The organism is Accumulibacter sp. (genome assembly GCF_036625275.1).
Classification (GTDB): Bacteria; Pseudomonadota; Gammaproteobacteria; order Burkholderiales; family Rhodocyclaceae; genus Accumulibacter.
Genome location: NZ_JAZKUD010000062.1, coordinates 1 through 23,397 on the forward strand (window position 1 = coordinate 1; position 23,397 = coordinate 23,397).

The 23,397-nt window shown below is 60.7% G+C and carries 22 protein-coding genes, 1 tRNA gene and 1 pseudogene; 7 read left to right on the forward strand and 17 right to left on the reverse strand.

All coding sequences use genetic code 11. The features are described 5' to 3' along the window. Positions 1-6 precede the first annotated feature (6 nt). The 10 genes from V5B39_RS16120 to V5B39_RS16165 all read right to left on the reverse strand — a co-directional run bounded on the left by V5B39_RS16120 (position 7) and on the right by V5B39_RS16165 (position 6,745). Positions 7-243, reverse strand: coding sequence for a hypothetical protein (locus V5B39_RS16120; protein ID WP_332343887.1), 237 nt, complete (start codon positions 241-243; stop codon positions 7-9). A gap of 103 nt (positions 244-346) precedes the next feature. Further along, on the reverse strand, positions 347-517 hold the full coding sequence (locus V5B39_RS16125; protein WP_332343888.1) for a hypothetical protein: 171 nt from the start codon (positions 515-517) through the stop codon (positions 347-349). 69 nt (positions 518-586) lie between these two features. Beyond that, complete coding sequence (locus V5B39_RS16130; RefSeq protein WP_332343889.1) at positions 587-2,254, reverse strand: hypothetical protein; 1,668 nt, start codon at positions 2,252-2,254, stop codon at positions 587-589. Then, positions 2,251-2,670 carry a DNA primase gene (locus tag V5B39_RS16135; protein ID WP_332343890.1) on the reverse strand — a complete coding sequence of 140 codons (420 nt, stop codon included), beginning with the start codon at positions 2,668-2,670 and terminating at the stop codon, positions 2,251-2,253. The genes V5B39_RS16130 and V5B39_RS16135 overlap by 4 nt, the downstream gene beginning before the upstream one ends. Positions 2,671-2,871: 201 nt before the next feature. Next, a complete protein-coding gene (locus tag V5B39_RS16140; protein WP_332343891.1) occupies positions 2,872-3,132 on the reverse strand; it encodes a DUF3077 domain-containing protein in 261 nt (86 codons plus the stop codon). Further along, positions 3,125-3,427, reverse strand: coding sequence for a hypothetical protein (locus V5B39_RS16145; RefSeq protein WP_332343892.1), 303 nt, complete (start codon positions 3,425-3,427; stop codon positions 3,125-3,127). The genes V5B39_RS16140 and V5B39_RS16145 overlap by 8 nt, the downstream gene beginning before the upstream one ends. 523 nt (positions 3,428-3,950) lie before the next feature. Continuing rightward, complete coding sequence (locus V5B39_RS16150; protein WP_332343893.1) at positions 3,951-4,304, reverse strand: helix-turn-helix transcriptional regulator; 354 nt, start codon at positions 4,302-4,304, stop codon at positions 3,951-3,953. A 117-nt stretch (positions 4,305-4,421) separates the two neighbouring features. Then, positions 4,422-5,168 carry a hypothetical protein gene (locus tag V5B39_RS16155; RefSeq protein WP_332343894.1) on the reverse strand — a complete coding sequence of 249 codons (747 nt, stop codon included), beginning with the start codon at positions 5,166-5,168 and terminating at the stop codon, positions 4,422-4,424. Between the two features lie 93 nt (positions 5,169-5,261). Beyond that, positions 5,262-6,566 carry a tyrosine-type recombinase/integrase gene (locus V5B39_RS16160; protein WP_332343895.1) on the reverse strand — a complete coding sequence of 435 codons (1,305 nt, stop codon included), beginning with the start codon at positions 6,564-6,566 and terminating at the stop codon, positions 5,262-5,264. Between the two features lie 107 nt (positions 6,567-6,673). Continuing rightward, positions 6,674-6,745: transfer RNA gene (locus V5B39_RS16165), tRNA-Arg, on the reverse strand. Positions 6,746-6,835: 90 nt separating this feature from the next. Here V5B39_RS16165 and V5B39_RS16170 point away from each other — a divergent pair. Continuing rightward, entirely contained in the window at positions 6,836-8,752 is a 1,917-nt protein-coding gene (locus tag V5B39_RS16170; RefSeq protein WP_332343896.1) for an ATP-binding cassette domain-containing protein, read from the forward strand. Between the two features lie 75 nt (positions 8,753-8,827). Here the strand turns inward: V5B39_RS16170 and V5B39_RS16175 are convergent, their stop codons facing one another. Together V5B39_RS16175 and V5B39_RS16180 are read right to left on the reverse strand one after the other, a co-directional pair. After that, positions 8,828-9,994, reverse strand: a complete 1,167-nt coding sequence (locus V5B39_RS16175; protein ID WP_332343897.1) for a benzoate/H(+) symporter BenE family transporter — start codon at positions 9,992-9,994, stop codon at positions 8,828-8,830. 116 nt (positions 9,995-10,110) lie between these two features. Further along, complete coding sequence (locus V5B39_RS16180; RefSeq protein ID WP_332343898.1) at positions 10,111-10,434, reverse strand: hypothetical protein; 324 nt, start codon at positions 10,432-10,434, stop codon at positions 10,111-10,113. 264 nt (positions 10,435-10,698) lie between these two features. On the opposite strand from V5B39_RS16180, the gene V5B39_RS16185 reads away from it, so the two are divergent. Further along, positions 10,699-11,895, forward strand: a complete 1,197-nt coding sequence (locus tag V5B39_RS16185) for an efflux RND transporter periplasmic adaptor subunit (protein ID WP_332343899.1) — start codon at positions 10,699-10,701, stop codon at positions 11,893-11,895. Further along, positions 11,892-14,969, forward strand: a complete 3,078-nt coding sequence (locus tag V5B39_RS16190; protein ID WP_332343900.1) for an efflux RND transporter permease subunit — start codon at positions 11,892-11,894, stop codon at positions 14,967-14,969. The genes V5B39_RS16185 and V5B39_RS16190 overlap by 4 nt, the downstream gene beginning before the upstream one ends. Before the next feature lie 410 nt (positions 14,970-15,379). Here V5B39_RS16190 and V5B39_RS16195 read toward each other — a convergent pair. Further along, a pseudogene (locus V5B39_RS16195) lies at positions 15,380-15,562 on the reverse strand (phage integrase N-terminal SAM-like domain-containing protein); the annotation flags it as partial. A gap of 1,069 nt (positions 15,563-16,631) precedes the next feature. Between V5B39_RS16195 and V5B39_RS16200 the strand changes: the two are divergent. Both V5B39_RS16200 and V5B39_RS16205 read left to right on the forward strand, forming a co-directional pair. Beyond that, a complete protein-coding gene (locus tag V5B39_RS16200; protein WP_332343901.1) occupies positions 16,632-17,186 on the forward strand; it encodes a GIY-YIG nuclease family protein in 555 nt (184 codons plus the stop codon). Between the two features lie 139 nt (positions 17,187-17,325). Beyond that, positions 17,326-17,949, forward strand: a complete 624-nt coding sequence (locus tag V5B39_RS16205; protein WP_332343902.1) for an alpha/beta fold hydrolase — start codon at positions 17,326-17,328, stop codon at positions 17,947-17,949. Between the two features lie 158 nt (positions 17,950-18,107). Here V5B39_RS16205 and V5B39_RS16210 read toward each other — a convergent pair whose 3' ends face one another. From V5B39_RS16210 to V5B39_RS16220, 3 genes are all read right to left on the reverse strand, one after another. Further along, a complete protein-coding gene (locus tag V5B39_RS16210) occupies positions 18,108-18,617 on the reverse strand; it encodes a phage virion morphogenesis protein (RefSeq protein ID WP_332343903.1) in 510 nt (169 codons plus the stop codon). Next, the gene (locus V5B39_RS16215; protein WP_332343904.1) at positions 18,614-18,883 is read right to left on the reverse strand and encodes a hypothetical protein; all 270 of its coding nucleotides are present in this window, start codon (positions 18,881-18,883) and stop codon (positions 18,614-18,616) included. Before V5B39_RS16215 ends, V5B39_RS16210 begins: the two co-directional genes overlap by 4 nt. Before the next feature lie 267 nt (positions 18,884-19,150). Next, positions 19,151-19,558 (reverse strand): type II toxin-antitoxin system VapC family toxin, encoded by a 408-nt coding sequence (locus tag V5B39_RS16220; RefSeq protein ID WP_332343907.1) that lies wholly within the window; start codon positions 19,556-19,558, stop codon positions 19,151-19,153. 175 nt (positions 19,559-19,733) lie between these two features. Between V5B39_RS16220 and V5B39_RS22245 the strand changes: the two genes are divergently transcribed. Next, positions 19,734-19,889: a hypothetical protein gene (locus tag V5B39_RS22245; protein WP_434735709.1), complete on the forward strand. Its 156-nt coding sequence runs from the start codon at positions 19,734-19,736 to the stop codon at positions 19,887-19,889. Positions 19,890-19,974: 85 nt separating this feature from the next. Here the strand turns inward: V5B39_RS22245 and V5B39_RS16230 are convergent, their stop codons facing one another. Beyond that, complete coding sequence (locus V5B39_RS16230; protein ID WP_332343905.1) at positions 19,975-20,217, reverse strand: hypothetical protein; 243 nt, start codon at positions 20,215-20,217, stop codon at positions 19,975-19,977. A 484-nt stretch (positions 20,218-20,701) separates the two neighbouring features. On the opposite strand from V5B39_RS16230, the gene V5B39_RS16235 reads away from it, so the two are divergent. Continuing rightward, a complete protein-coding gene (locus V5B39_RS16235) occupies positions 20,702-23,059 on the forward strand; it encodes a TonB-dependent receptor (RefSeq protein WP_332343906.1) in 2,358 nt (785 codons plus the stop codon). The last annotated feature ends 338 nt before the right edge of the window (positions 23,060-23,397 follow it).

Consider the following 23,397-nt stretch of genomic DNA (forward strand, 5'->3'; position numbering starts at 1 on the left):
TTGTGGTCAGGCATACAGGGGTTGCACAGCGCGGCCAGATGACGCCAGCGAGCCGGCGCTGATCGTCAGCAGCCGGTCGGGGTTGGCGTGGCGGTGATCAAGGGCGTTGCCGTGCTGGCTGGCGGCGTCGTGCCCGGCGCCAGCGGTCAAGCCTTGATCGTTTGGCGTACGTTCCATCCGCCAGACTTGCGGGTGATGCGGGCAATGCGGGTTCTGTTTCACCCCGTATACTATTTTTAGCACTGCTAAATTCCGTGCGTCAAAGGGAACATCACCCGCATTATCCGCATCACCCGCAAAATTCAGGCTTTGGTTTGGTCCTTGTCTCGGTGTCAGGCCGTTGTGGTCAGGCATACAGGGGTTGCACAGCGCGGCCAGATGACGCCAGCGAGCCGGCGCTGATCGTCAGCAGCCGGTCGGGGTTGGCGTGGCGGTGATCAAGGGCGTTGCCGTGCTGGCTGGCGGCGCCGTGCTCGTCGCCAGCGGTCAAGCCTTGATCGTTTGGCGTACGTTCCATCCGCACCATTCGCAAGAAGGGGAGCGGGGAAGGATGGAAAAATCATACTGCCAATGGATAAGATGGTTTTCAGAAAGGTATAGAGGTTTTTACGGAAGCAACGGGAGCGACGTCAGATGCGATAGACCATCGACCAACTTTTGAATGTCCGTCTGCGCCGGCCTGTCTCAAGCTCAAACCGTCGACAATGCGGTCTTTGTGGGTACGCAGCCAATAACCCAGGCGCCGAGTATTTATCTTCTCGCTGCACACCAATTGCAGCGCGTCCCGTAGTTCCGGGTTGACATACTCTGAAGTCATCGGCGCCGCATCCATACCTGCAGCGACTATTTCGGCGGCGGTCTTTGCCTTGTCCGAAAATACCTCATTCCATGATCCAAACAGTAGCCGCATGGCTTCCATATCCGGGTCTTGTTCGCGCAGACTTTCAGACGCCTTGAGCGGGTCAGGCAGGCCAAGCCAGACCAACGGGCGGCGCACCATGCGGTCCCATTGCTCGAACCCTCCCAGCGGGTACAGTCCGTCGATAGGCGGTGCTCCATTGCCCAGGTAGGCAAGACAGATTGTCAATGCATCACGGATCAACTCGCCGCGGCGGGTAAAAATGTCGTCAAGATGGTTTCTCTTGAATGTCCGTTGCTCGGGGCGTTCTTGGCACGCATCCATGCGAATCAGGGAAACCCGGCGCTTGAGGTCGCCGACGATGGAAAGATTATTACCCGTCGCCACAAGTAGCGCATGCGTTGGGATGTTCAGTACGGCACTGGCGCCGAGCGGCCGAATCCTGACATATTGCTGGCTTGCCACTTGGCATAGCAACTCTCCTTTCAGCGGGCGCTCGATATTATCCAGAGCGATGCAAGCATCGCCAGCCAACAGCACGCCACCCAGGCGCTTTTCTGTTTCGGCATCGTCTTGACCAAGGGAAAGCACGCTTGCCCTTCTTCCCGTGGCAATAATGGCGAAAGTTTCAGCGATCAGCGTTTTACCTGTGCCAGGCGTCGGGGCAGTAATCGCCATCATTGGCGCAGCCTCCAAGATGCGCCGAAGCAATCCAGTCAGCACGCCGGCCAGAAATGCGCTTTTGTCAGTTTCGTCGACAAAGGGAAATTCAGAAACCGTTTTCAGGAGTCGGGCGGCGGCTCCATCGGCATCGTCCATCGTCGGGCGGGCAGGCGGTGTGCTGTATCCCGGGATTGTCTCGAAGGCGAGAAACAAGCCGGTTTCCGGGTCATAGCCTGGTCGGTCGATCAAACGTCCCTCCAAGGTCACGGTAGGAGCTTCAACAAAAGCTGACAGGGTGCGCAGCTCTGGCCAGTTTCCACGGGCGAGATACGATTCAACGATATTTTTAGGACAATTGCAGGGCTTGTATCCTTCGGTTCGCACATCATAGCGTTCATGGATCGCCACCAGTCCGGCCAGCTCGATCAGATGGGCACTGGTCACAGGATGCAGAATCAGCGTTCCGCGTGCGCGTCGAATGCCATTCTTGGGGGACTCAGGCGCGGGGTAAATCCTGAACAGACTGCCCATGTACACAAACAGGTTTTCGTCGTATTCGGCCAGGGCGGCGGCTAATTCGTTCACGATTTCCGGCAGGCGTCCAGCGTCGTGTCGAATCACACGGCGGCCGTCAGCGTCAAATGTGCCCGTTGATTTCTTGCCGATAGACTTGCGCTCGTTCGTCTTGGCGAGCTTCTCGGCGACGTTTTCAAGGTGGGAAGAGGTAGTCATAGCCCTGCCCTCGTAGACGCAGCGTTGAGGCGTTCAGCGGCCAGCATGAGCCGTTTTCGATCGGCTGAAGACAGGCGTTGACCGGCAGCCATCGAAGCGGCCGCGGCAGCGACAACAAGGGCCTCGAATGCCACACAGCGCAAAGCATCAGTCGCCAGGAACGGGCGGCGTTCGCCTTTGGCGTGGTCGACCAGCTTCTCGGGGTAGAGGTCGGTTAGTTCAAGCCCGATCTCGGCCAGGATGTTGACGACAGACTCGCCGCCGAAGTCGTGGATCAGCAGGCGGCCGTCGTCGAGTTCGCGCAGAGATCCAGACGGGCGACTATCCTCCCTGGTCGGCACCTTGAAAACCCAGCGGCCGGGGCCGGTCTGGCGGACTCCTTCAACTCGGGAGAGGAACTTTTCAGCGGGGGTCATGGGCTGCCCCCTCTTCTTCGCCCTGATCTCCCAAGGCGTCTGCGCATACCCCGAGAATGTGCCCTATGCCAAGCAACCCACTTGGGCTAATCTCGGATACAACCTCATTCGTATAGAAAACCTCCTGCAACAAGGTGAGAACATCGCGCACAGCATTGTGCGTATCCGCGTCGGGCTTTCCGCCAGGTCGAAGAAGGTTCATCATTGGGGCGCCCCTTCTTTCACGGCTTGAAAATTTTCCGCAGGGCGCGCGGTGTCGATGAGGGCTTTAGCCGCCTCGCACAGATAGACGATGGCCCAGCGTCCGCCGTCTTGTTTGCCGGCACCTTCAATGCCCAGTTCTACAACCGACGCCAGGAAGGCAGAAGCGAATTCAAGCGCGGTTTCGTTGGAAACGCCTTCCGCGACGTTGAAGAGAAGAGCCGGTTCGCCAGCCGGGGCGAAGAGTTGAATGTCAGCCACGGCACACCCCGCTTTCAGCAACGGAGAGGAACGCGGCCAGCGCGGCCGGGATCTGGTCGGCACAGCCGAACGTCGCATCTTGAAGGGCGTATAGGCCGTCCATCAGTTCGTTGGTGGCTCCGGCCAGGTCGGGCGCGAGGTCGGGATTGATCACAAGGCGTGCATCGTTGATGCAAGCGCACAGCACCAAGCCAGCGGCGGCCAGGGCGGTGATGCCTTCGGGTTCGATGCTGCTGGCGAGGGTTTGAAGCGTGCGGGATTTTTGGCGCGCGTCGGCGCCGATGGATTCGGGCATGGTAATGCTCCTATTCGGGCGGTAATGTTTTCCGCCTTCCCCACTGTCAAATGGGGAGGGCAGACCGTGCGGGTTGACAGACCGGGAATAGGAACCGGCGAGCGCGAAGGCTCCCCGCACGGTCGCCCAAAACTGGGGACCATGACGACGGACATGAAAAAAGCCGCGATGCAGGCGGCTTGTCCGCCTATTCTCCGGGCTGTCAAACCCGCATCGCTGATGTGCAGCGACCGCGAAATCATGCGCCGGCTTGGCGAATCCTGTCAACTGATTTCGCGGGCGGTCAGGGTGCAGTCGGCTGGCGAGTGAGCCTACGATACGCCGGTTAGCGGTCGTCATGACTTGCCCCTCGTTTACTCGCTCGTGCCATGACGCGAATTGCAAAACGACGTTGTGCTCTGCTGCCAAAGCGGGCGATCTCGGCATAATCAAGCAGTACCGGCGGCTTACTTCGATCGGACACGCCAAAGCCTGCACCTTTCGGCAGGTGTGTTCTACTGAAACGGTTTCTGCCCATGGCGGGTTAGTCTCGCCATGCCAAGTCTTGCGGGGCGGCTTGCTCTTTTCGCTTTTTCTGCCGTGCGGCGGTCAGTCTTTCCCCTCGGGTGTAGGTGACGGCCGGGTCGGTAATACCTTTCTTTTCCAGCCAGGCCATAACGTCGCCGACTCTCCAAGCCGTAAGGCCTGGCTCCCGGCAGGGAAGCGGAAACGCCGGCGGGGTCTCGGCGCACTTCTTCCAAATGGTTGATATGCCGTATGGAACCCCCAAGCGGGGCTTTAGTTCGTTTACCCGAAGCATGCCAAAGGGATTGATCCCGGCTCTTGCCAGCATGCTAACGGCCTGGTCGGAAAGCCCAAACGGGTTGTCGTTTTTCATCGTCAATTACCTCTCTCTGTTTCATTGAATACACTGCCATGTCGCAGCGTGAGAGGCAATCTAACAATGTCTTATCACGAGTCCGACAACTCGTGATAAGACGATCGAATCGCGTGATTAGCTTCGTTTTCGCAAGGAAGTACCCAGCTCCGTGCGCAGCTCAGAGGCGATACTCACAAACCTTCTGTAACTGCAATCCTTCCCTGCTTTAGGGCTTTCAATGTAACGCCCGAGGCGGTTATCCATGGGGGTATACCCCTTTGGCGGCTTTTTTTTGAACTCATTCCACAGCTCATCATTCAACATTCTGTAATTTTTGTCTCGGGCCTCTGTAAGGATTTTTCTAAGGCGAGCCCGGATGACTGATTCTTTCCGCGGGGGCTTGCGGGCGTTGTCCATGAATGGCTTGGCGAACTGGGCAGCCGGCGCGAGTTTGTTGGCCAGACTTTCTGCTTCTTGCCGTCCATGCGCATCGAACCTTGCAGCGTCGGCAATCAATAGGGTTGTCATTCTTTGATCTAGGTCGGCCAAACAGTTCATGGCGTAGTTGAAATCCTGTGCGCCAACCGCCTCGCCAATGGGTTCTTGGAAGAACGTCATAAGACATGAGAGGCACTCTGCAAAAGCGTGCTGCCAAGAACCCTTGGCGTCCTCGTTGTCAGAGAGCCAGTTCAAAATATCGCTGCTGTCGGCGATGTCGTACGGTTCAACACCGCCATGCTTTATCAGCTCGATACGAATCAAACCAGCAAGGCGGCTGGCGGTTTCCATCCCAGATTGCAAGCCCGGATCAGTTCGCCACTGGTCTTCGATAAGATTATGGACGTACCTAAGATTATTTGCGTCCCCAAGGATCAGTTTCACATGTGCCCCTTCTGGCATCCTTCATTCAGGAAGCCACCCCAGGCCGGTGAAGGTGCCGGCTTTTCCGTCCGTCGACGTAGGGGCAGCTAAACTCTAAACAGCCTGCCTCTTCATGGGAATGATCTTCTTCCCGTCTTTCAGCACGTCCAGATAATCCGCCCAATGTTGCATCATGCGTCGGCGTTCTTCCTCGTATTCGGCTTGATGCACATAGGCGGCCAGTACCGGGTTTCTCTCGCGGTGCGATAACTGGCGGTCGATGACTTCGCGACGAAAGCCCATTTCTGACAAGGCACTGGCGGCCGTGGCGCGGAATCCATGGCCGCTGACTTCGGCAGCCGAGTAGCCCATGGCGCGCAGTGCGCTATTGATGGTGCCATCACTGATCGGGCGTTGCGGGTCGGTGCGGTTGGGAAAAATCAAGTCACGGTCGCCAGAGTAAGCGTGCAGTTCCTTGAAAATTTCGATGACTTGCCGAGACAACGGCACCAGATGGGCCTCTTTCATCTTCATGCCGATCAATCCGCGGGTTCGATCGCGTTCGGCGGGAACCACCCAGGTGCCAGCTTCGATGTTGAGTTCTTGCCAGCGGGCGCCGCGCAGCTCGCCAGGTCGCAGGAAAGTGAGCAGCGCTAGGCGAATAGCCAGCTTGACGGGTTGAGAAATACGCGCCGCGTTCAGGCGGATGAAAAATTCCGGTAGCTCTCGGGCGGGAAGTGAGGCGCGGTGCACGGGTCGAACCGGCTTGAATGACTTCTCCATGCCAAGGACGGGGTTGACGTCTTCGCGCAAGCCCTCGGTGATGGCAAAGGTGAACACGTCCGCGCAGCGCTGGCGAACGCGCTTGAGCGTTTCCATAGCGCCGCGGGCTTCGATCTTGCGCAACAGGGCCACGATTTCAGGCGGCCGGATCTCGTTGACCGGGCGTTCGCCGATTGCGGGGAAAACGTCGGCCTCCAAGGATCGAATCACTTTTGCCGCAAAGGTGGCGACCAATGAGGTTTTCTCCTTGGCAAACCACAGGCGGGCCACGGCCTCGAAGCTGTTCAGAGTGTTGGCGTTCTTGGCGGCCTTGGTGGCCTTGCGGATTTCGGCGGGGTCAGTGCCTGCGGCCAGCAGCCGGCGCGCATCGTCGCGGCGTGCTCGGGCTTGCTTCAGGGTCACCTCGGGGTATTGCCCCAGGGAGAGGAGCTTTTCCTTTCCGTCGACGCGGTACTTCAGGCGCCACATTTTGCCGCCCGTGGGAACGATGTAAAGGAACATGCCATCGCCGTCCGAGAGCTTCACGGGTTTGTCTCCGGGCTTGGCGGAGCGCACCGCTACATCAGTGAGAGACAAGGTATACCCCCAGGGCTGAAAATACCCCCAAAAATACCCCCAGTTGGGGGTAGATTGCAATAGACGGGGCTAGACTGTGATATACTTCGTTCGCTGGAAAAACGACATACAGTGTTGAATTTTATGTGTTTTTAGACGAATTTAGACGATGCTGAATGGTTGAAAAGTCCCCTCGACAGGAATCGGACCTGTATCCCACGCTTAGGAGGCGTGTGCACTATCCATTGTGCTACGAGGAGTCGGGCGCGTATTGTAGCCGCTGACCCTGGATTACGCCAACTTACCGCCGCATTTGCTCAGACCATTCCTCAGGAAGGGAAACCGCACGCATGCCGTACCTGATTCTCTCCGACGCTTCCCTTGCCTTCGGCCATGTGCCGCTCCTTGAGCATGCGGATTTCCAGCTCGACGCCGGCGAGCGGGTCGCGCTGATTGGCCGTAACGGTACCGGCAAGTCCTCGCTGTTGAGCGCACTCGCGGGTTGTGGAGCGCTCGACGACGGCAAGGTATGGCTGCAACCGGGCCTGCGGATCGGCTATGTTCCGCAGGAGCCGCCCTTCGACGCCGACTTGACGGTCTTCGCGGCCGTTGTTGCCGGCATGGGTGAGTTATCGGCGCTGCTTGCCGAATACCATGCCGTCTCGAACGCCCTGAGCGAGCCTGCAGCAGACCATGAAAAGCTGCTGGAACGTATGCAGGCGCTGCAGACGGAACTGGAAGCACGGCACGCGTGGTCGTTCGAGGCGCAGGCCGAGCGCGTCATCCAGCGCTTTTCGCTCAACGCTGACGCCCTGGTTGGAACGCTTTCCGGTGGTCAGAAAAAACGCCTGGCGCTGGCACAGGCCCTGGCCGTTTCCCCCGAGTTGTTGCTGCTCGACGAGCCGACCAACCATCTCGATGTCGGCGCCATCGAATGGCTCGAGGAAATGCTGATTGCCTCGGGTGTGACGCTGGTGTTCATCACCCACGACCGTCGCTTTCTTGAACGGGTGGCAACCCGCATCGTCGAACTCGACCGTGGCCGCCTGCTTTCCTGTCCGGGCAGTTTTGGCGAGTATCAGACACGCAAGGAGGCGATGCTGCACGACGAGGCGCTGAACAATGCACGCGCGGACAAGTTTCTCGCGCAGGAGGAAGTGTGGATCAGGCAGGGCATCAAGGCCCGTCGTACCCGTAACGAAGGGCGCGTGCTGCGCCTCGAGCGACTGCGCCGCGAACGTGCGGCAAGGCGCGAGCGCCAGGGCAAGGTCGAGCTGGCGCTCGATGCCGGCGACCGCAGCGGCAAACTGGTGGCGGCGCTCGAGCACGCCGGCAAGCGTTTTGGCGAGCAGGTAGTGGTACGCGATTTCTCCTGTCGTGTGCAGCGTGGTGACAAGATCGGCATCATCGGCCCGAACGGCGCCGGCAAGACGACGCTGCTGCGCTTGATTCTCGGTGAATTGCTCCCCGATACCGGCAAGGTGCATCTCGGAACGAAAGTGCAGGTGGCTTATTTCGACCAGTTCCGCAGTCAGCTCGATGAACAGGCGATACTGATCGACGTGATCTCGCCGGGGTCGGATTTCGTCGAGATCGCCAATCAGCGCAAACACGTGATCAGCTATCTCGGTGACTTCCTGTTTGCGCCGCAGCGTGCGCGCTCGCAGGTCAGCTCGCTGTCCGGTGGCGAGCGCAACCGGCTGTTGCTGGCACGCCTGTTCGCGCGGCCGGCGAACGTGCTGGTGCTCGACGAACCGACCAACGACCTCGACATCGAGACGCTCGAACTGCTCGAGGAACTGCTCCAGGACTACACAGGCACCTTGTTTCTGGTCAGCCACGATCGTGCTTTCATCGACAACGTCGTGACCCAGACCATCGCTGCCGAGGGTGACGGCCTCTGGCGAGAGTACGCCGGCGGTTATCAGGACTGGGCCGACTATCAGGCCGCTCGCCGCCGGGAAGAAGCCTCCACGATGGAGAGCAGCAGCAAACGCGGCGATCTGCGACCGGCCGAGGTCGTCAGGCCGACCCGGCCGAAGGCCAGCGCCAGCAAACTGTCGTGGAAGGAAGCCAAGGAACTCGCCGAACTGCCGCAACACATCGCTGCCCTGGAGGCCGAGCAGAAGCGGATCGGCGAACGGCTGGCCGACCCCGCGCTGTACCAGACACAGCCGCAGACAGCACGAGATCTGTCGGCGCGCCTGCACGAAATCGATGAACAACTCCTGGCCCTGCTCGATCGCTGGGAAGCCCTCGAGAGCTAGCCTGCCCACTCGCCGGCGAGTTTCCGGGCGGGTATGTCCGGCGGGGGTGGGCGGAGATGCGTCCGGTCGGTACCGTTACGCCGCCCTGGACCGCAGGATCACAAGCGCTGCGAGACCGGTCAGCAGCCCCCAGAAAGCGGAACCGATGCCGGCCAGTGCAACGCCCGAGGCTGTGACCAGGAAGGTCAGCAAGGCTGGCTCGCGTTGGGCTTCCTGGCCGAGCGCGCTGGCGAGCGCACTGCCGATCGTGCCGAGCAGTGCGAAACCGGCGATCGCCAGAACCAGCTCCTTCGGGAAGGCCAGGAAGAGCGCACCGACCGTCGCTCCGAAGAGTCCGATCAGGAGGTAGAAAACCCCGGCGGCGATGGCGGCGACGTAGCGCTTGTCGGCCTCCGGGTGCGCTTCACGGCCCATGCAGATGGCCGCAGTGATCGCCGCCAGGTTCAATGCAAAACCGCCGAAAGGGGCGAGCAGCAGATTGGCCGCGCCGGTCCAGCCGATCAGCGGCGAAATCGGCAACTGGTAGCCGGAAGCGCGGATGACGGCAACCCCCGGAACATTCTGCGAGGCCATGGTGACCACGTACAGGGGCAGCGCCACGCCGATCAGCGCCCGCCACGAGAATTGCGGGGTGGTGAACACCGGGGTGGCCAGTTCGAGGCGCAGTGACTGGACCTGCAGCAGCCCCTGTGCGGCAGCGATGCCGATACCGAGCAACAGCGTGACGACAATGGCGTAGCGGGGAAGCAAGCGGCGGCAGAGCAGATAAGCACAGAACATCGGGAAGACCAGCGCGAACTGGTTCTGCAGGGCGACGAAGGCATCGAGGCCGAAGCGCAGCAGAACACCACCCAGCATGCCGGAAGCAATCGAGATCGGGATGCGGTCGAGCATCCGTTCGAAATGGCCGCTGAACCCCGAGATGGTGATCAGCACCGCCGAGACCAGAAAGGCACCGATTGCTTCGGGCATCGGGATACCGGCCGCACTGGTGATCAGCATCGCCGCGCCGGGCGTTGACCAGGCGGTCAGCACCGGTACCCGAAAGCGCAGCGAGAGGGCGATGCTGGTCAGGCCCATTCCCAGGCCCAGCGCACCCATCCAGGAAGCGATCTCGGCGGCCGTTGCCTGCAGCGTCTGAGCGGCCTGGAAGACGATCACCGCCGAACTGGTGAAGCCGACCAGGACTGCGACGAAGCCGGCAATCAGCGCCGAAGGGGAAAAGTCGTCGAACAGTCGCATGCTTTTCTCGAGAGGATTACCCAACGTGATGAAAAACTACGGGGTCGGTTTGCCTGCGACCGAATCTGACCGCTGGACCCCGTCTGACCGGCCATCGCACGGTCCAGGCGGCAGCCTTAGACCTTGATATTGATCGGGGCTTCGCCCGGTGCGCGCCGCCGGCCCCGGTTCGAGCGGGTGTCGAGCAGGACCGGCTGGTTCTTTGAACGACGGTCGCTGCGTCTGCGCTCCACCGGTTCGGGTTTGCTTTCTGCCTCGGGGCCGATGGCGGTCGGGGGCGGCGGGTATCCCCCCTTCTTTGGCGACGGCGGGGGCTGCTTCTGCGGCGAGGCCGCCAGCTCGTCGGTGAGCCTGGCAGCAGGCTCCACGGGCCCGGACATCCTGTCGACTTCCTTGATCAGAGTTCCGAACGGCGGTAATAATTCAGATGGAATTCTCATGGTCCAAGTCCTGTACAAGTGATCGCGAGGCATGGAATCCGGATGGACGGTTATACAATCATTTCTAGGGCTATCAACGGTTTTACTTTATCACTCTCTGTGTCAGTGTTATAGCGCGGCAGGCAGCTTGTTTGCCAAGTTTTTTGCAGTGCGCCCATGATCACTGATCTACTTGCTGCGCTCTGACCCCTGCTGATCGTTCTCGATCGGCGATCTTGAACCCACTTGAACTGCCCGCTGCTGCGGGCGATGCGGATTGACATGATGAGCTGGAAAAAACGTTCCTGGGTCATGGTCCTGGCCATCACCGGTCTGGTCGGGCTCGGTTACTACGCGTATACGAGTTTTCGGGAGCTGTCTGGTTCGCCGATGGCGCCGCCGGCGGGAGCGGCTGCCGGCCGCCCGGGTGTCGCTGCGCCTGCCGGTTCGCCGGGAGGCGGGCCACCACCGCCGCGCGTCGAAACAGCGCGCGTACGGGCCGCCGAACTGGCCATCGATGCCACCGCCGTCGGTTCGCTGCGCTCGAACGAGTCGGTCGTCCTGCGTCCCGAGACGCCCGGTCGGGTCGCGGCGATCCACTTCCGGGACGGGGTCGGGGTCAGCAAGGGCTCGTTGCTGCTCGAGCTCGATGCGGCAACGCAGGCGGCCGAACTCGACCAGGCAAAGGCCAACCTCGGACTGGCACAGACCAACCACCGGCGCACCCAGGATCTGTTCGCGAAAAAGTTCATCAGCCAGCAGGCGCTCGACAACGCCGAGGCCGCGCTGAAGGTTCAGGAAGCCGCCCTGGCCCTGGCGCAGGCGCGCTTCGACAAGATGCGCCTGCGTGCGCCGTTTTCCGGCATCGTCGGCATTCGCAACATCAGTGTTGGCGACTATGTCAAGGAAGGGCAGGATCTGGTCAATATCGAGGACATCCGTACGTTGAAGATCGATTTTCGCCTGCCCGAGTCCTACCTCAGCCAACTCAAACCCGGGCAATCCCTCGAGGTGTCGAGCGACGCCCTGCCGGGCCAGATGTTCACCGCGGTGCTCGATGCGATCAATCCGCTGGTCGAGGCAGGCGGCCGTGCGATTTCGCTGCGCGCGCACCTGCCGAATGGCGAAGCACGCTTGCGTCCCGGCATGTTCGTGCGCGTTCGCCTGATTCTCGAGCAACGCGACCATGTCCTGCTGATCCCGGAACAGGCGCTGGTGGCGGACAGCCAGGCGCCTTACGTTTACCGTGTCGTCGGGAGTCAGGCGCGACGCGTGCCGATCAGGACCGGCTTGCGGCGCGATGGCCAGGTCGAAGTCGTCGAGGGCCTGCGTGCCGGTGACGAGGTGGTCAGCGCCGGGCAGATGAAGCTGCGCGATGGTGCCGCGGTGCGTGCCATCGGCGAGGGCCAGGCCGAACCGCCGCCGGCAGCCGGGGCAGTGCAGGGTGGCACGCCAGCGGCAGCGCCGGGAGCAGGCCAATGAAGATTTCCGACCTGTGCATTCGTCGCCCGGTCTTCGCGACAGTTCTCTCGCTGGCGATCCTGCTCGTCGGTCTGGTCTCCTATACCCGCCTGCCGGTGCGCGAATACCCGAAGATCGACGAACCGGTGGTGACCGTCGATACCACCTATCGTGGCGCTTCCGCCGAGATCGTTGAGTCGCAGATCAGCAAGCCGCTCGAGGATTCGCTGGCCGGCATCGAGGGAGTCGACGTCATCACTTCGATCTCGCGTCAGGAGAACAGCCAGATCTCGGTGCGCTTCAAGCTCGAGCGCAATCCCGACTCGGCGGCATCGGATGTGCGCGACCGCGTTTCGCGCGTGCGCAACAAACTGCCGACCGACATCGACGAGCCGGTGATCGCCAAGGTCGAGGCTGACGCCAATCCGGTCATCTGGATCGCTTTCTCATCGGACCAGCACTCGCCGCTCGAAGTCACCGATGTTGCCAATCGCATCGTCAAACCACGCCTGCAGACACTCCCCGGCGCTGCCGACGTGCGCGTCTTCGGCGAGCGCAAGTTCGCCATGCGCATCTGGCTCGATCGCGACCGGCTGGCGGCCTTCAACCTGACGCCGCAGGATGTCGAGGATGCCTTGCGTCGGCAGAACGTCGAGGTGCCGGCCGGTCGCATCGAAAGCCGGAGCCGCGAGTTCTCGGTGGTCGCGCGTACCGATCTCAGCGAAGCGGCGCAGTTTGCCGGAATCATCGTCAAGCAGGCGGCCGACACCCGAGGCAGCTATCCGGTGCGCATCGCCGACCTCGGTCGTGTCGAGATCGGTGCCGCTTCCGAGCGCAGCAGCGTGCGTTTCAAGGGCCGGCCGGCAGTTGCGCTGGGGGTCATCAAGCAGGCCACCGCCAACCCGCTCGAACTGTCGCGCGCGCTGCGTGGCGAACTGCCCAAAGTGATCGGCGAGCTGCCGCCGGGAATGACCGCGAACGTCGCCTACGATTCGTCGGTGTTCATCGACCGCTCGATCGACGCGGTCTTCAAGACCATCGGTGAAGCGATGCTGCTGGTGCTGCTGATCATTTTCATCTTTCTGCGCAACTTCCGGGCGACCCTGATCCCGCTGGTGACGATTCCGGTCTCGCTGATCGGCGCTTTTGCGCTGATGCTGGTGTTCGGTTTCACGATCAATACCCTGACACTATTGGCGCTGGTGCTGGCGATCGGTCTGGTCGTCGATGATGCGATCGTCGTCCTGGAGAACATCTACCGCCACATCGAAGCGGGCATGCCGCGGCGCAAGGCGGCCTTTCAGGGAGCGCAGGAGATCGGTTTCGCGGTCGTCGCAATGACCATCACGCTCGCTGCGGTGTATGCGCCGGTTGCCTTCATGACCGGGCGAACCGGCAAGCTGTTCGTCGAATTCGCGCTGACGCTGGCTGGTGCGGTTCTGGTTTCGGGTTTCGTCGCACTGACGCTGTCACCGATGATGTGCTCGCTGTTGCTCAAACACGAAGCCCGGCACGGCAAGGCCTACGTCGCCGTCGAAAACCTCCTGGACGCGCTGACCCGCGCCTACCGCCGTGCGCTGACCGCGGCGCTGGCGCAGCGCTGGCTGGTGATGCTGGCTTTTGCGCTGGTCGCGGGGGCGAACGTCTTCCTGCTCGGTGCGCTGAAGTCCGAACTGGCGCCGGTCGAGGACCGCGGTATCATCATCGGTGTCTTTCTCGGGCCGGAAGGCGCGACGCTCGATTACACTGACAAGTACGCCCGGCAGATCGAGGATCTCTACGCGCATACCGCCGATGTCGAGCGCTACTTCGTCGTCGCCGGAAACCCGACGGTCAGCCAGGGCATCTCCTTTGTCGGCCTCACTGACTGGCAGGAGCGCAAGCGGAACTCGGCGGCGGTAGTCAAGGAACTGTTCCCGAAGTTCTCGGGAATTCCCGGCGTGCTGGCTTTTCCGGTGTTGCCGCCGTCGCTCGGCCAGAGCCCGCGTGAGCGGCCGATCAATTTCGTCATCGTCACCTCGGCGTCATACGTTGAACTCGAAAAGATCACCGCCAGAATCCTCGAAGAGGTGGCGAAAAACCCGGGCCTGACCAACGTCGATACCGACCTCAAGCTGAACAAGCCCGAACTGTCGGTGATCGTCAATCGCGACAAGTCGATGGATACCGGGGTGCAGATCGAAACCGTCGGGCGGACACTCGAAACCATGCTCGGGGGTCGCCAGGTCACCCGTTTCAAGCGTGCGGGTGAGCAATACGACGTGATCGTCCAGGTCGCCAACGCCGAGCGTGCGACGCCTTCCGACATCCGTGACCTGTTCGTTCGCGCCAGGGATGGCAGCATGATCCCGCTGGCCAACCTGCTCGGCGTCGACGAAACGGTCAGCCCGCGCGAACTCAACCATTTCGGGCAGCGCCGCGCGGTCATCCTGACCGCCAACCTGAGCCCTGGCTACGCCATGGGCGAAGCGCTGCAGTTTCTCGAGAGTACCGCCGGGCGTGTCCTGCCGCCCGGCTACGCGATCGACTACGCGGGCCAGTCACGCGAGTTCAGGCTCTCGTCGTCGTCGTTGGCGATGACCTTCCTGCTTGCGCTGGCGTTCATCTACCTGGTGCTCGCCGCCCAGTTCGAGAGTTTCCGCGATCCGTTCATCATCATGCTGACGGTGCCGCTGTCGATGACCGGCGCACTGCTGGCGTTGCTCCTGAGCGGCGGGACGCTCAATGTGTACAGCCAGATCGGGCTGGTCACGCTGGTCGGCCTGATCACCAAACACGGCATTCTGATCGTCGAGTTCGCCAATCAGTTGCAGGAGCAGGGGCGCGGGGTCCGGCAGGCAGTGATCGAGGCTTCCGAACTGCGCCTGCGACCGATCCTGATGACCACCGGCGCGATGGTGCTGGGCGCGATTCCGCTGGCGCTCGGCAGCGGTGCCGGCGCCGAGAGCCGCCAGCAGATCGGCTGGGTCATCGTCGGCGGGCTGCTGCTCGGCACCTTCCTGACACTGTTCGTCGTGCCGACGGTGTATACGCTGCTGGCCAGACGCCAGGCCGGTGAGGTCGCGATGAGGAGGGCGATCAGTGAGGCGGGCTGATATCCGGCAGATCGCCATGCTCGGCGCTGCATCGCGGGCTGGCTGCGGCGGCGCGGAGCGGTGCTCCGCGAAACCCCGCCTTCGTTCCCGCGAGGGGGAGGGGAGATATCTCCGGCCAGGACTTGCAGGCTCGATTCGTTGTCAAGACCGTGAAGCCGCGCCATCTCGCGCTTGATGCCCCCGCGAGTTGAACGGCGGCCAGCGAATTGACGATATCGACGGCGCTGGTCAACAGCGTCATCTGGCTCTTTCACCGCCCAGTCGTCCATGCGTATCGCTCCGCCCAAAAGGCGCACACCATGCCGCATCCCCGTCAAAGGCTGCAGCGCAGAACAGAAAGTAGTCGTGGGAGCAGGGCCTCAGGGCAGTCACACAGCGTATGAAAAATGCCCAATGATTCGTGCGTAAGGGAACGCCTCCACCTCGGTTGCACCCATCTCACGGGGATGGCGCTTGTGGTGAAAGAGAATGAATCTCTTGACCGAGTGGATATATTGTGCTTCAGTGCGTATGCTGTAATGGCGCAAGCGGATCTGATCACGCACCTGGTCGAGAAGCTTGGGTTGGGAGGGGGGAGTTTCCGGTTTCGGCAGGCGTATTCTCCGAACCGGAAGGGGTGTCTACCGGCGGTCCTGGGGTGTTTTCCGGAGGGTTTCCTGGTGTATTCACGGGCAGAAATTCGTTATGAATCTGTGCGTTGTTCTTACGAACCCGTAGTATACACATCCATGTGTTCCGGTATACACCTTGATGAGTCGGGAACTACCCTTGGGAACACCCCTCGCGAAAAAGTAGATTGCACCGAAATCGGTGTTCACTATACGTTGGGCGATCATTTTGCAGGTTGCGGGAGGGTCAGCGGATGTCTAGGCGTCCAGAGGAGTACGGCCGACGGATTGATGAACTTGTCCAAAGGGCCGATGAGTTTATGCAGACGGTCCTTTCCAGTGGACTAGGGAAAGTCGGATCGGCCGGCAAGGCTGCGCGAGTTCCGAATAGCGAACTTTGGCGTTTCCTACTCTCATCCTTACAAACAATCGAGAAGACCTGCGGAGCAAATAGCCCTCACGCCAGAGAATTGGAACGTTGTAGGGAACAGTACGTTAGATCTGGCAGTCTTGATCTCGACTCGTGCGCTGGGGTCCTTTATGCAGCCCGGGATGACCTACGTGCTGGCATGTTGCAGGACATCCGGCAAATCGCAACTGCAGAAGCATTTGGGGACCTTCTGGAGGCTGCTGCGCATCTCCTGGAAGAAATGCATCACCTGGCTGCGGTACCGATTTGCGGAGCTGTACTAGAGTCATCTCTGCGAGACTTGGCGGTTCGCAAAGGGGTTGAGTGGACTGGGCCGAGTTCAATTACAAAGTTGAACATGCTTCTGTATAAGGCTGGGGCCTATGACAAAGTGGTTTTCGGTGAGATCGAGGCATGGGGCAAATTAAGGAATCAAGTGGCGCATGGAAATTTCACCCAACCAGAAGACGTGGATTCAGGGGCGGCACGAAGGATGCTGGAGGGGGTTCGGGAGTTTGTGCTCAGGTTCCGATGACGCCCAACCCGGCATTCAACCGGACGCCGGTGCAGCGTGGTTGCTTGCCCTGCGGCGCTCTTGCCGGCGCCGGTTAATTCTACGTTAGGCGTCTGAAACCAAAGCCGCGCATGTCTTCCAAGCACTTCGTCTACGTCATCGGTCCGCGAGACGGACCGTTCAAGATTGGCTTTGCTACTAATGTTCAGCGGCGGCGCAGCATCGCGAATGTCGGGAACCCCAAGTATCTCCACATTCACTACGTCTTCGAGACCGGCAGCAAAGCCGAAGCAGAGGCTGTGGAACGCGACGTTCACTTTCAGTTTTCAGAGACCCACATCCGGGGAGAGTGGTTCAACCTTTCGGCCGTAGACCTGCCGAAGATTCGACAGACCATACACAACACAAAGTTCTTCAAGCTTGTTCCTGAAGGATGGAGCCTTAGTCGCAAGACGGCTGAGGAGTTCACACCCGATGTCTGCCGAATGGCTAGAACTGCCTTAGGCATGAGCACACTTGAACTTTCCAAAGCCGCAGGAGTGCCCGAAGCGACAGTCCATTCCTTTGAAGAGAAAAGCAAGACACCGGTAGAGAGCACGATCGAAGCACTGAAGGAGGCTCTCGAGTCCCGGGGCGTTGAGTTCATTCCCCAAGGCCCTGATCAAAGATTCAAGATTCTGCTGTGACGCAGACGCCTAACCCCTCGCTCGAGCCGACCCGCTACGGCAGGCACTGTAAGCCCGGCCTGAGCCAGTCGAACCATCGTCTCAGTCCGGGCTTGCAGTACCTGCCTACGCTGGCGGCTCAGCTCGAACGTTAGACGTCATGCTCACCATAGTGCTACTGCCTGGTATGGATGGAACAGGCCAGCTGTTCAAACCATTCGTCGAAGCACTTGAGGGCAAGTTCCATGTATGTGTAGTTAGGTACCCGGCAGCCGAAGCATTGGGATACGAAGAGTTGCAGGCTATAGCTAGAAGCCAATTGCCATCCAACGGCAGCTTCATCATCCTCGGAGAGTCGTTCTCCGGTCCAATCGCAATCTCTCTCGCCGCGGCGCAGCCTCAAGGTTTAGTCGGCCTTGTGCTTTGCAGCTCGTTCGCCCGGAATCCGCTTCCTGCGCTCAAGTTTCTAAGTCCGTTCGCGAGCGCCTTGCCCGTCAAGCAGTTGCCACCAGCCATCGTCAGCTATCTGCTGCTGGGCAACTTCGCAACCCCTGCTTTGCGCTCGGCGCTTGGTTCAGCATTGGCACAAGTTTCGGCTTCGGCATTCCGCGCACGCCTCAAGGCCGTGCTGTCCATCGATGTCATAGCCAAACTAAAAACCTTGAAGGTTCCAGTCTCAGACCCGCAAGCTTGGGGTCAAGTCTTGCAATCATGCATCCATGCCCCAGCATGCCGCTGCTCAGGCGCGCCAGCGCTGCGGCGATGTCAGGACCATTCGATCTGAATGGTGATCATGTCATGGTTGGGCTATACTGGGGTTACTGATTGCGGTCGTACAAGCTCCCGACTGACGCGTCCAAAGGAACCGCACAGTGCCCCCTGATGAGTCGGCGTCAGGGGGTTTCCTGTTTCCGGTAGAGCAGAAAGCCGTCGCGCTGACGCTCAATATAGCGCAGGCAAGCGGCCGGCCCGCGGTCCGCCTGCGACATCATCGCGGTGGAACCGGGGACCATTCGTCTTTCCTGTACTCGAATACCGGTCTCCCTCGCGTACGCGGGGATTGATCCCGAACTGATGCATGGCGGCGTAGATCAGGGTCGAATACACCTCGACGCCGTGGCTGACCAGTCGATACGAGAATTGCGTCGAGAGCGACCGGGATTCTCCGATCAGCGGCTTCTTGTTCGCCAGGCGCTGCTGGCCTTTCGCCGAGACCTGGCCTTGGCGGGTGAAGCTCCTGGAATGGCGGTGCAGCAGGGCGCGCAGCGTGCTGTCCTGGTTCGGCTCCCAGGGGGTTCCGTAGGGGCCTTGCGAAACCGCAAAGCGCGTTTTGGTGAATTCCATCACCAGTTCCCCAATGCTTTTCAGGGTCGGCTGTGGGTTCTGCAGACCGCCCAGCAGGCGGGAGAGGGCGGCGTTGACGCCGGTATCGGTGAGGGTGATCTGGATCATGGTTTCAGCTTCCGCAGGAATTCGGGAACATCATCGCGGTCAGGCAGCGGGTCGGGCTCTGCCCGCCGTTTGTATTGAATGCCCTGGTCGCCCGGATAGGGTTCGCGATGCCCGTGCACCGCCTGCCAGAGGGCCTCCGGAATGCCGTCCGGAAAAGCGGCGCAACGGCGATGCGACCGGTAATGCCGGCAGTCCCAGCAGGTGTCGGATCGCCCTGGCCGGCTCCCTGGACCATCCAGTCGACGGGGTTCCTCTTCAACGTTCAAGGTCTTTCCTCAGCATTTTGGCGTAGCCGATGCCCAACTCGGCGTCCCGCTCATCTGCCCGCCAGCACCGTCTTCGCCTCCTCCGCCAGCGCCTGCCCCAGCGGCGCGGGCAAGGTGGCCTACTGCTTGCCTTGCACGACCCCGTGTCGCCACAGCGCCGCTTCCTCATGCTACCGAGGCGTACGGACAACTCCCCAGACGGGACTTCAACCCGCTACACTTACTGCTGTTACTGCGAACGGACAGACCACGATTTCGTGCGTTGCTTCACATGATCCACGGATTGATCACGGAGATGCCGGTCGCCTGGAACGGTGCGATGTCGCGTGTTGCGACCGTCAAGGCGCGGGCGGAAGCCGTGGCTGCGACGTAGCCGTCGATCGTCTTGCCTTCGAATTTCGCGCGCACCATCAGTACCGAATAGGCTTGCGAGGCCTCCAGATCGAAGGGCAGCACCCGACCTCTGAAGGCGGGCAAGACCTCCCGCTCCAAATGATCTTGATAGATCGAACACCGCTTGCCTTCCGGCATGGTCGCCAGGCCAAAACGCAGCTCGGCGACGGCGATGGCTGACAGGTAAAGCGTTTCCACCGCCTGCGCATCGATCCAGGCCAACACGCTGGGGTAAGGCTCAATCCTCCATAACTCGGAAATCACGTTGGTGTCGATGAGGATCTTTCGAATGTCATCGGCTCGGCGGGAGTCTTGCCGCGTAGCTGGTTGAAGTGCCCGGCTTTAATGTGAAAGTCGCGTCAGCGACTCACGAATCTCCCCTCCCCACTCGCGGGGGAGGGGCCGGGGGAGAGGGAAACGGTCATGACTTTCATGATCGGGGGTGCCTGGAAAAGTCATGACCGTTAGCGTCGGTCAGCCCGCCGGCTTCACGGGCGATGGAGGCCAGCAGCAAACCAAGCTTCAAGCGGACCTTCCGGCTTTGCTGCCTTCTCCAGGATGTCTTTTTCGCGTTTGTGTGGTCGAAGGCCTTCCTGTAGCGGTGCTGCAATGAATACTGCCGACTTTATCCACACTCTCCAGGTTTCGACTACCGTTGGCGTGAGCAGGGTCTTTTCTTTTGCCTGATCGGTAATTTCTCAACCTGCGATTTCGAGCCGTCTTTCAATCCGGTCAATTCGCGCCTTGATCTGATCGATACTTGACTGTTGCCGGATGATTTCCTCGTAGTTGTGTGCGCTATCGCGTCGACCAGCGGCAGTGCTCGCTTCCAGGCTGGTAAGCCGGGCGGCGACCTCCCGCAACTCGCTTTCGATGCGGTCCTGTCCACCCCGCAAGGCGCGCAAGTGCTCAAGAACCAGATTGTCAAAGTTGTCGCTCATGGTCAAGCCTCCTTGCAAACGATAGAAAACCCAAGGTGCCATCGAGAGTGTATGAGCCTCCATCAAGGGGCGTCAATCTCGAATTTCGCCTTGACGCTTACGAAACCAGACTCTTTTCCGTTCACGAGAATTCAGCCAGTGGTGGCGCAGGCATCAGCGGTCAGCAAAAAGTCTTCCGACAATCAGGGCCGGAGCCGGAGGCGTCCAGGATTTTACCGACATCTGCCTCAAGCATCCCGGCGGTTGGGCGTTGAAGGCCATCTACTCATACTTCATTTTTTGCCATGGCCGCTCGATGCGGTTCAGTTCCCGACTGTAGGGAAGCAGGAAGACCCGCGTTGAGTGCGCTTTCGTTTGGTTGGTTTAATTGAGAACACGCTCTAGAAAAATTCTCGTGTGACATCGTGTGACAATTTGTCACATTTCACGTACGCGCCGCTACCCCGATAATCACGGCCACCTAAATCAACCGGGGGAGCGTTTCATGGGGTTCCGCATCCATCCGCTGGCGGCGTCTGTCGCCATTCTGTTCTCCGGCTCCGCCGTTTCGTCGTCCGTTCTGGCGCAGAGCCAGCCAGCCGGGCCGACCGTCCTCGACGAGGTCGTCGTTCACGGCAAGCGCGAGCCGGCAGCAGCAGGGTTCGGCGACCCATCCAGTGTCAGCAACAGCGAGTTGCGGATGTTGCGTCCGGCGACCAGTGACACCGCCACCCTGATGCGTGAGGTGCCCGGCATGCAGTTCCAGAGTGCTGGCGGTACCTCCAGCCTGCCGGTGATTCGCGGACTGGCCGATGACCGCAACCGGATACTGGTCGACGGCATGGACCTGATCGCGTCGTGCCCCAACCACATGAATCCGCCGTTGTCCTACCTCGACCCGAGCAATGTGACAAGGCTCAAGGTCTATCCCGGCATCGGTCCGGTCAGCGTTGGCGGCGACAGTATCGGCGGCACCATCGTTGCCAACGGCCGCTCACTACCCTTCGCGGCGCCCGGGCAGGGGCTGCTGACGACCGGCGAGATCGGTGCCTTCTACCGCAGTAACGGCGACGCCTGGGGTGGCCACATCTACGCCGCGGCAGCCAACGAATCGTCCAGCATTGCCTATACCGGTTCTTACGCGCAGTCCGATAACTACAAGGCCGGCGGCGACTTCAAGACGACGACGGCGACCGGTCGCCTCGGCCACACCCTCCCTCGCGATGAAGTGGGATCGACCGCGTACAAGACCTGGACCCAGCAACTGGCCGTCGGTTTCCAGGGAGACGGTAATCTCGTCGAGTTCAAATATACTTTTGTCAAGACCCCGGAACAGCTTTATCCCAACCAGCGCATGGACATGCTTGACAACGAGCAGCAGCGCTTCAACCTGAATTACGTCGGCCAGTTCGCTTGGGGCAAGCTTGACGCGCGGATCTACCATGAGACGGTCGATCACTTCATGGACTTCGGCCCGGACAAACGCTTCTGGTACGGACCCGGACGGCCACCGGCAGGTTCCGGAGGGGATGCGGCGGTCAACGGCTTGCCCTGCTCGCCGATCTCCGGGACGAGGATGGTCAACGGCATGATGGTGGGGTGTGCCACGGGCATGCCGATGTACACCGCCAGCAAGAACACCGGTGGCACGGTCGCCGCCGACATCGACCTGAGCGAAAAGGACCTGCTGCGCGTCGGCGGCCTCTACCAGCACTACACGCTTGACGACTGGTGGCCACCTTCGGGCGCCGGTATGTGGCCGGGTACCTTCGAAAACATCCATGACGGCGAACGCAACCGCTTCGCGCTGTTCGGGGAATGGGAGTCGCAACTGAATGCCCAGTGGAAGACGCTGCTTGGCGCCCGCTATGAAAACGTGCGGATGAACACCGGTGATGTCCGCGGCTACAGCACCGCCCCAGGCGCGATGGGCAATCAGGTCACAGATGCCGCCGCCTTCAACGCCCAGGATCACAAGCATACCGACAACAACTGGAACCTGAGCGCGCTAGCCCGCTACACGCCATCGGAGAGGGTCGACGTCGAATTCGGCGTTGCGCGCAAGGTACGTTCGCCCAACCTGTACGAGCTGTATACGTGGTCGACGTGGTCCATGGCTGCCGCGATGAACAATACGGTGGGTGACGGCAACGGCTACATCGGTAAGCTCGATCTCAAGCCGGAAGTCGCTCACACCATCGCCGCGACTGTTGACTGGCATGCGGCCGACCGCTCGTGGGAAATCAAGACAACGCCGTACTATTCGCGCGTCACCGATTACATCGATGCCATCCGCTGTACCAGAGGCGACTCCTGCACACGGAACAATGCGACGACGGCCAACCAATTCGTCGTGCTGCAATACGCCAACACTTCGGCCGAGCTCTACGGTATCGATATCTCCGGCCAGATGCCCCTGGCGCAGACCGGGATCGGCGATTTCGGCTTGCGCGGCTTGATCGGTTACGTCCATGGGAAAAACCGCGATACCGGGGACGGTTTGTACAACATCATGCCGTTCAATGCCCGCGTCGCGCTGACCCATCGGATCGGCAGCTGGGATAATGTTCTCGAAGTCATCGGCGTTACCCGCAAGGACGATGTTTCGGAGGTGCGCAACGAACTCAAAACACCGGGCTACGGACTGACCAACCTGCGCCTGAGTTATTCGTGGAAGCAGGCACGGATCGACTTCGGCGTCGAAAACCTGTTCGACAAGTTCTACTACATGCCCTTGGGCGGCGCCTATGTTGGCCAGGGCACGACGATGGCGCTCAATCCGGCGAGTGGCAACCCTGCCTGGGGTACAGCGGTTCCGGGCGCAGGACGCACGATCTACGCGGGGCTGAACCTAAAGTTTTAAAGAAACGGTCATGACTTTTCCAGGCACCCCCGATCATGAAAGTCATGACCGCTTCCCTCTCCCCCGACCCCTTCCACGGCCCGCGCTGCATCGCGGGCCGGCTGCGGCGGCGCGGAGCAGTGCTCCGCGAAACCCCGCCTTCGCCCCCACGAGGGGGAGGGGAGATTCGTGAGTCGCTGGCGCGACTTTCACATTAAGGATAGAAATCGAACGTAAGCGTTCAGCGCACCCACCTCTGGGTGCGCACAATCACTCTGGTTTTTTGAGAGGCAACAACTCGTCGATGCGGCTATACGGCCAAGAGGGGAGTTTCTCCAGGGTGTTGGTAAGCCAAGCCA